The organism is Sodalinema sp. (genome assembly GCF_046483825.1).
In the GTDB taxonomy this organism is placed as follows: domain Bacteria; phylum Cyanobacteriota; class Cyanobacteriia; order Cyanobacteriales; family Geitlerinemataceae; genus Sodalinema.
Window position 1 is genome coordinate 23,086 of sequence record NZ_JAWOCL010000304.1, and the last position, 6,101, is coordinate 29,186.

Here is a 6,101-nt window from a genome sequence, read left to right on the forward strand (position 1 = left end):
GCAAACCGAAAGTTTCAGGGGTGAAACCGAAACCCTCAAGTCGGCGAAGCGGTTTCCTGAGCGATTCCCCTTCAATGACGATTTCAATGACGATACTGGTCATATTCAGCTCGTCGCAACCGTTGCTGAACATCTTGCAGCATTTTGCGGTTGACGGCCATGACATCGGCGATCGCCCCGAACATCCAGAGTTGAAAGCCAATCAGAATTAGGATTGTTGCCAGAATCAAACTCGGGGTGCGCGATCGCGTTGGATCCCCAAAGCTAAATAAAACCAACCAACGCAAACAGAGTAATAACCCCAATCCCATCGGAATCGTTCCCAGAACGGCAAAAAACCGTAGGGGACGATAGGTCATAAAAATCCGAATAATCGTGAAAATGGAGCGTTGGATATACGCCGGAATACTTTTAACCAGGCGTGACGGCCGCAGATAGCCATTGGTGCGAATGGGAACCGACGTCACAGACATCCCTTCTTGTCCCGCTTGGATAATCGTTTCGAGAGTATAAGTATACTCATTAAAGACATTGAGCCGAATCGCCGCCTCACGACTATAGGCCCGAAAGCCACTAGGAGCGTCGGGGATGTGGGTATTGCTCGCTAAACGAACCACCCAACTCCCCCAACGTTGCAAGACTTTCTTGAGGGGGGAAAAATGTTGAATGTCCTCAATGGGACGCGCTCCCACCACCATGTCCGCATGATCTTGGAGAATGGGGGCAATCAGTGTGGGGATATCATCAGCACAGTATTGATTATCGGCATCGGTGTTGACGATGATATCCGCCCCCGCCTTGAGACAGGCATCAATACCGGCCACGAAGGCCTTGGCTAGGCCCCGATTATGGTCAAAACTGACGATGTGATCAACGCCGCAAGCCTTGGCGACCTCAACGGTGCGATCAACACTGCCATCATTGATAATGAGCCATTCGACGGTATCGATCCCTGGAATCTCTCGCGGTAGGGCTGTTAAAGCGACGCCGAGAGTGGCTTCCTCGTTGTAGCAGGGGATTTGGATAATCAGTTTGGTCATGGCCAAGTTAACCGTTCATCCTAACGGAGACAGGGTGGATGGCCAATGATAGCCTCTCGATTTTCTCTAAGCGTCCAATCGGCCAACCTCCGGTGAACTCACCCGAGCATAGGGACTGAGGGCGGCAAAAAATTGTTTGCCATAACTGCGATAGATGGCTCGTACATCGAGCAAGACGACGGTTCCTTGCACCTCTCGAATGGGGGCGATCGCCCGTTGTAACTCCCTGAGAGCGGTTGGCAGTAGATAGAGACGAAACCAATCCTGTCGTTGTTGTTTGTAATGGGCCACCTCAGCGGCCACGTAGGGATCTTCAAGGGAGGGAAAGGGTAGAGTGGCGATCGCCAACAATTTACTCGCCGGTAACTCCCCTTGGTGGTCTCGCCAGAAAGACCAGCCACTAATGAGAATGCCATTGTCCGCTAAGTCAGCCTGTTCAACGCGCACCCGAGAGCCAAAATCCGCCGCCAGTTGAGCCGCCACGATCGCCCGCAGGGGAACATCGCCGACAATGAGGGTAATGAGTCCCGCTGCGGTGTCAGCGGAACTGCCAATGCGAATCAACTCATGGAGTTCTCGTAATAAGGCCGCCTTGTATTCTGGGGTATTGGGTAATGGCAGCCGTTCAGGGGCATAGAGATGGAGATGATGGCGATCGGGATTGAATTTAACACAGGTCATATCTCCTAAGCCCAAGCGTTCGCGAAAGGCCAGAGCATCGCGGTCTAAATCCAAGGCCCCACCCACCCAAACCATGGGTTGACGCTGCCAAAGTGGGGCGAGAAGTTTACCCAAATCGACGGGAGCATGATACAGCCAGAGTTGTCCTTGATGACGATTGAGTTTCGCCCAAACCGCCCCAGGGTGCGATCGCCAAGATTCCCAAAACTCTCGCCAGGCTGGGGGCATTCCCGCATCGGGTTGAAGCTGCCCTAAGGCCGCTTGTTCGTCTTGATCAATCAGATGAGCCTGATAGGGGTTATCCGGGCGAGCTAGACTCCCTCGCACTAGGGCCAATTGCACATCACGAATTTTGGCCCCCTGTTCCGTTGATGCGGTAATCCAATCGAACCAATCCTGGGGGGAGATGGCCACAGTTAAACTGTTTTGTGTCCAACGTTCCCAGTCATCCGCCCCATCGATGAGGGTAGGAACCCCATCGCGAAAGCTGTTTCCTCCACCGAGGCGATCGCGTAACCAGGCGTCAGGGGAGGTGAGCAATAGCCCTTCAAAGTCGGGATCAAGGCGATCGCCCTCGGCGATGGCTTTCTCGGAGCCTAACCAGGCTTGCAATTCAGGGATATCCCGTTCCCGCAACTGTCGCCGCACCTGGGGCGCCGCCACCAGCACCACCGCTGTCGGCGACATTAACATCGGCATCAGATAACTGAGGGCATACCGTTGCGAGGAGGTGGGAAACACCCCCGTTTGAATCAGCGCATCGCGGCCCAACCGCAAGGCCCGCGCCACCAGGCGGGCCATCGTCAAATGATGGGGCCAGCGATCGCCCCCCGAAGCCCGCAAAAAATCTCGTAACGCACCGTGAACTTTTGCTTCAATCACGCTGTAGCTCGTACCTTGATTTGGAGCATTTGACAGAAAATCCTAAACAACCCAAACTATTCTAATGTGGACGTCAATCAGCCGGAAGGCCCCTGGCCCCAGTATTGGCCAGGAGTTGAGCCAGCCATTAACCGCCTCCCTCAAAAAAGTTTCCCAAAGGGGTTGACAAGTTCTAAAAATTAGGGCATGATAGATATCACGCTCGAAACAAGGGACTGTAGTTCAATTGGTTAGAGCACCGCCCTGTCACGGCGGAAGTTGCGGGTTCGAGTCCCGTCAGTCCCGTTAAACACAAAAGGGGTAAGGCACAAACCTTGCCCCTTTTGTCATTTTAAAGGACAGATTCTCCCCTGTTCCCTGTTCCCTGTTCCCTGTCCCCTTCTTCCCCCCTGTTCCCTTAACCTATGTCTATTCGAGTTCGCTTAGCGCCCAGTCCCACCGGAAACCTCCATATTGGAACCGCTCGCACGGCGGTATTTAACTGGCTGTTTGCCAAACATCACGGCGGTCAGTTCATTCTCCGCATTGAGGACACGGATACCGAGCGCTCCAAACCCGAATTTACCGAGAACATTCTCAGTGGTTTGCGCTGGTTGGGACTCGACTGGGATGAAGGGCCGTTTTACCAATCCCAACGATTGGACTTGTATCGTCAGGCGGTGCAAACCCTCTTAGACAAGGGATTAGCCTATCGCTGCTACTGCACTCCCGAGGAACTCAACGCCATGCGGGAGGAGCAGAAAGCCAAGAAACAAGCGCCTCGCTACGATAATCGCCATCGTGATCTAACTCCCGAACAACAACAGGCCTACGAAGCCGAAGGACGTACCGCCGTCATTCGCTTCAAAATCGACGACGATCGCCCCATTGTCTGGGATGACCTGGTGCGGGGAACTCTAACCTGGGCTGGACGAGATCTCGGCGGGGATATGGCGATCGCCCGGGCCGCCAAGCCGGGTGAAATTGGCCAACCCCTCTATAATTTGGCGGTGGTGGTCGATGATGTGGATATGAAGATTAGTCATGTCATCCGAGGCGAAGACCATATCGCCAACACCGCGAAGCAGATTCTACTCTATGAAGCCTTGGAACAGCCGGTTCCCAAGTTTGCCCATACGCCGCTGATTCTCAACCCCAATGGTCAAAAACTCTCGAAACGAGATGGGGCCACGGCGGTCAATGATTTCCAGCAGTTAGGCTATACCGCTGAAGCCTTGGCCAATTACATGGCCCTGTTAGGATGGTCGCCGCCGGATGCTGAAGAACGCTTCACCTTAGACGAAGCCGCGAAGCAGTTTGATTTTGCACGAGTTAACAAAGCTGGCGCGCGCTTTGACTGGGATAAACTGAATTGGCTCAACAGTCAGGTGTTACATGAGTTATCCCCGGAAACCCTGTTAGAGCAACTGATCCCCTATTGGCAAGAGGCGGGGTATGAGTTTGATGTGGAAAGCGATCGCCCCTGGCTGTTACAGGTGGCCCAAGTGGTAGGAGCCAGTCTAACGGTTCTCCCAGATGCTGTGGAGATGAGCCGTCCCCTCTTTGTTGAGTCTGTTGAGTATGACGAGAAGGCCCAACAGCAGCTTGCGATGGAACAAGTGCCGGAAACCCTCGCCGCTGTTCGTGAGAAGTTAGCGGAGTCTGAGGCGTTGACGGAGGACGTGGCTAAGGACATTATCAAGCAGGTCACGAAGGAGTTGAAAGTGAAGAAGGGCCTGGTGATGAAGTCTCTACGAGCTGCGCTAACGGGAGCGGTACAGGGACCAGATTTGATCCAATCCTGGCTAATTCTGAATACCCGAGGTTTGGATCTGCAACGGCTCGATCAGGCAATTAATCATTAATGGCCAGACCATTTTGAAAAAATACCAGATGTTGTAGGGGCGAAAAATTTTTCGCCCCTACGATTTTCTGTTCCCTGTCGCCCTCCATCAGAGAGGGTTAGGGATGGATTTTCCCCCGATTGCCGATTGCCGATTGCCTTATTGCCTTCTTCTCCCCGATTGCTTATTGCCGATTGCCGATTGCCGATTGCCGATTGCCTTCTTTCCCCCGATTCTCATACTCTTCAAAATACTCCTTAAACCGTTTCTGGAGTTGTTCGGTTGAGAGTTTCTCCACCCAATATTCCGTCACCGCATGGCCAAACGCCCAGGCATTGCGTTCTGGCGGTGAGGGATTGTCTAATAGGACAGACCAAAGCGATAAGAGATCGAATTTGCGGATATCATCATCCTTGGTTAACAGAGAAAACAAATCATAGGCGATCTGAAGTTTGCCGATGACAATGGGAAGTTGCTCAACGGGGATTTGTTCGGCGAGGAGATAGGCCAGAGTGGGTTGTCCCGTGGTTAGGGTGGAGATGAATTGCAGGATGGGACTTTTGAGAAAGTTGGTGAGTCCCTGAGTGGTGGCCATTTGGCGGCTGTAGCGTTCGATGATTTGGGCGGCGCCGCGAAGGCGAGTGTTCCGATCGCGCAAAAATCGGGTCAGTCGCAGTTGTTTGGCCGGGTCCAAAGATGCCACCAGCCGATTAGATAACTGATTGAGGTTCCAAGCCTCTCGCTGGGCGCGTTCGTCGCGAGTCACGAGGGGGAGAACCGCTCGACAGAGTTGGCCGAGTTCCTCCTGACGGTATTCTGTAGCGTGGCGGATCGATTGTTCCTTGGGCCGATCGCCCCGTTCCCAGTTATAGGGAGGACTCCATTCTCGCAAGGGACGGAGGCGATCGACTTGGGTGACAATGGCGATCGCCGGTAAGTCGGTCACTTCTTTCTGTAACTCTCGTAAAAAGTCCTCATCCATTTGTAACGCTGGATCAAGGGCGGGAGTCACCAGCAAGACCAAATCCGCTTCCCGAGCGTGATCGAGCACCAGTTCTCGATAATCCTGACGACTGGCCTGTTCATAGCCTGGGGTATCCCACAACACCAGAGAGTCCCCGGTGGGAGCCTCCCAGACATAGCGACAAAGTTTGTCGGTACTGGGTAACACATCCACCAACGCGCGATCGCTCTCAAAGAGGGTATTAATCACGCTACTTTTACCCGCCCCCGTGCGCCCCACCAACAGCAGGCTCACGGGTTTTTTCTCGACGGTTTCGGCTGACTCGGCGCGATCGAGAATGTTCCGTAAGCTGTTGGTGTCGGTATGACCAAAGCGTGGCGAACTCTCGGTCTCGGCTTGACTGACATCGGGTAACGCATCCGCCCCGAATTGAGCCGTCTCCTGGCCCGCATAGAGATAAATCGCTTGTTGGGCTAAATTCCGCAGCGCCGCTTCTCGCAACAGTTGTCCCAAATTGCCCAGCAGTTCCTGAGTGGCGCGACTACTGGATTTTTGCGTCACTTGACGGGCCGCTGCCACCGCTGGATTGAAGAACCATTGCGCCCAACCCCAGACTTGACGCAGTTTGCGGGCCGAGGGTTCTATTTTCTGATAAACCTCGTAGGCTTGATAGGCTTGGCCCACGGTCACTTGTCCCAATACTGGCGAGAG

Annotated in this window: 4 protein-coding genes and 1 tRNA gene; 2 read left to right on the forward strand and 3 right to left on the reverse strand. The window is 53.7% G+C overall.

Annotated features, from left to right (window positions below):
• Window positions 1–83: 83 nt before the first annotated feature.
• On the reverse strand, window positions 84–1,040 hold the full coding sequence (locus R6U67_RS19245; protein ID WP_410254041.1) for a glycosyltransferase family 2 protein: 957 nt from the start codon (window positions 1,038–1,040) through the stop codon (window positions 84–86).
• Window positions 1,041–1,106: 66 nt separating this feature from the next.
• Entirely contained in the window at window positions 1,107–2,603 is a 1,497-nt protein-coding gene (locus R6U67_RS19250; protein WP_410254042.1) for a helicase C-terminal domain-containing protein, read from the reverse strand.
• Window positions 2,604–2,814: 211 nt separating this feature from the next.
• Between R6U67_RS19250 and R6U67_RS19255 the strand changes: the two genes are divergently transcribed.
• Window positions 2,815–2,888, forward strand: a tRNA-Asp gene (locus tag R6U67_RS19255).
• 119 nt (window positions 2,889–3,007) lie between these two features.
• The gene (gltX, locus tag R6U67_RS19260; RefSeq protein WP_410254043.1) at window positions 3,008–4,447 is read left to right on the forward strand and encodes a glutamate--tRNA ligase; all 1,440 of its coding nucleotides are present in this window, start codon (window positions 3,008–3,010) and stop codon (window positions 4,445–4,447) included.
• Window positions 4,448–4,610: 163 nt separating this feature from the next.
• Here gltX and R6U67_RS19265 read toward each other — a convergent pair.
• A partial coding sequence (locus R6U67_RS19265) for a GTPase family protein (protein ID WP_410254044.1) occupies window positions 4,611–6,101 on the reverse strand: 1,491 nt, incomplete at its 5' end.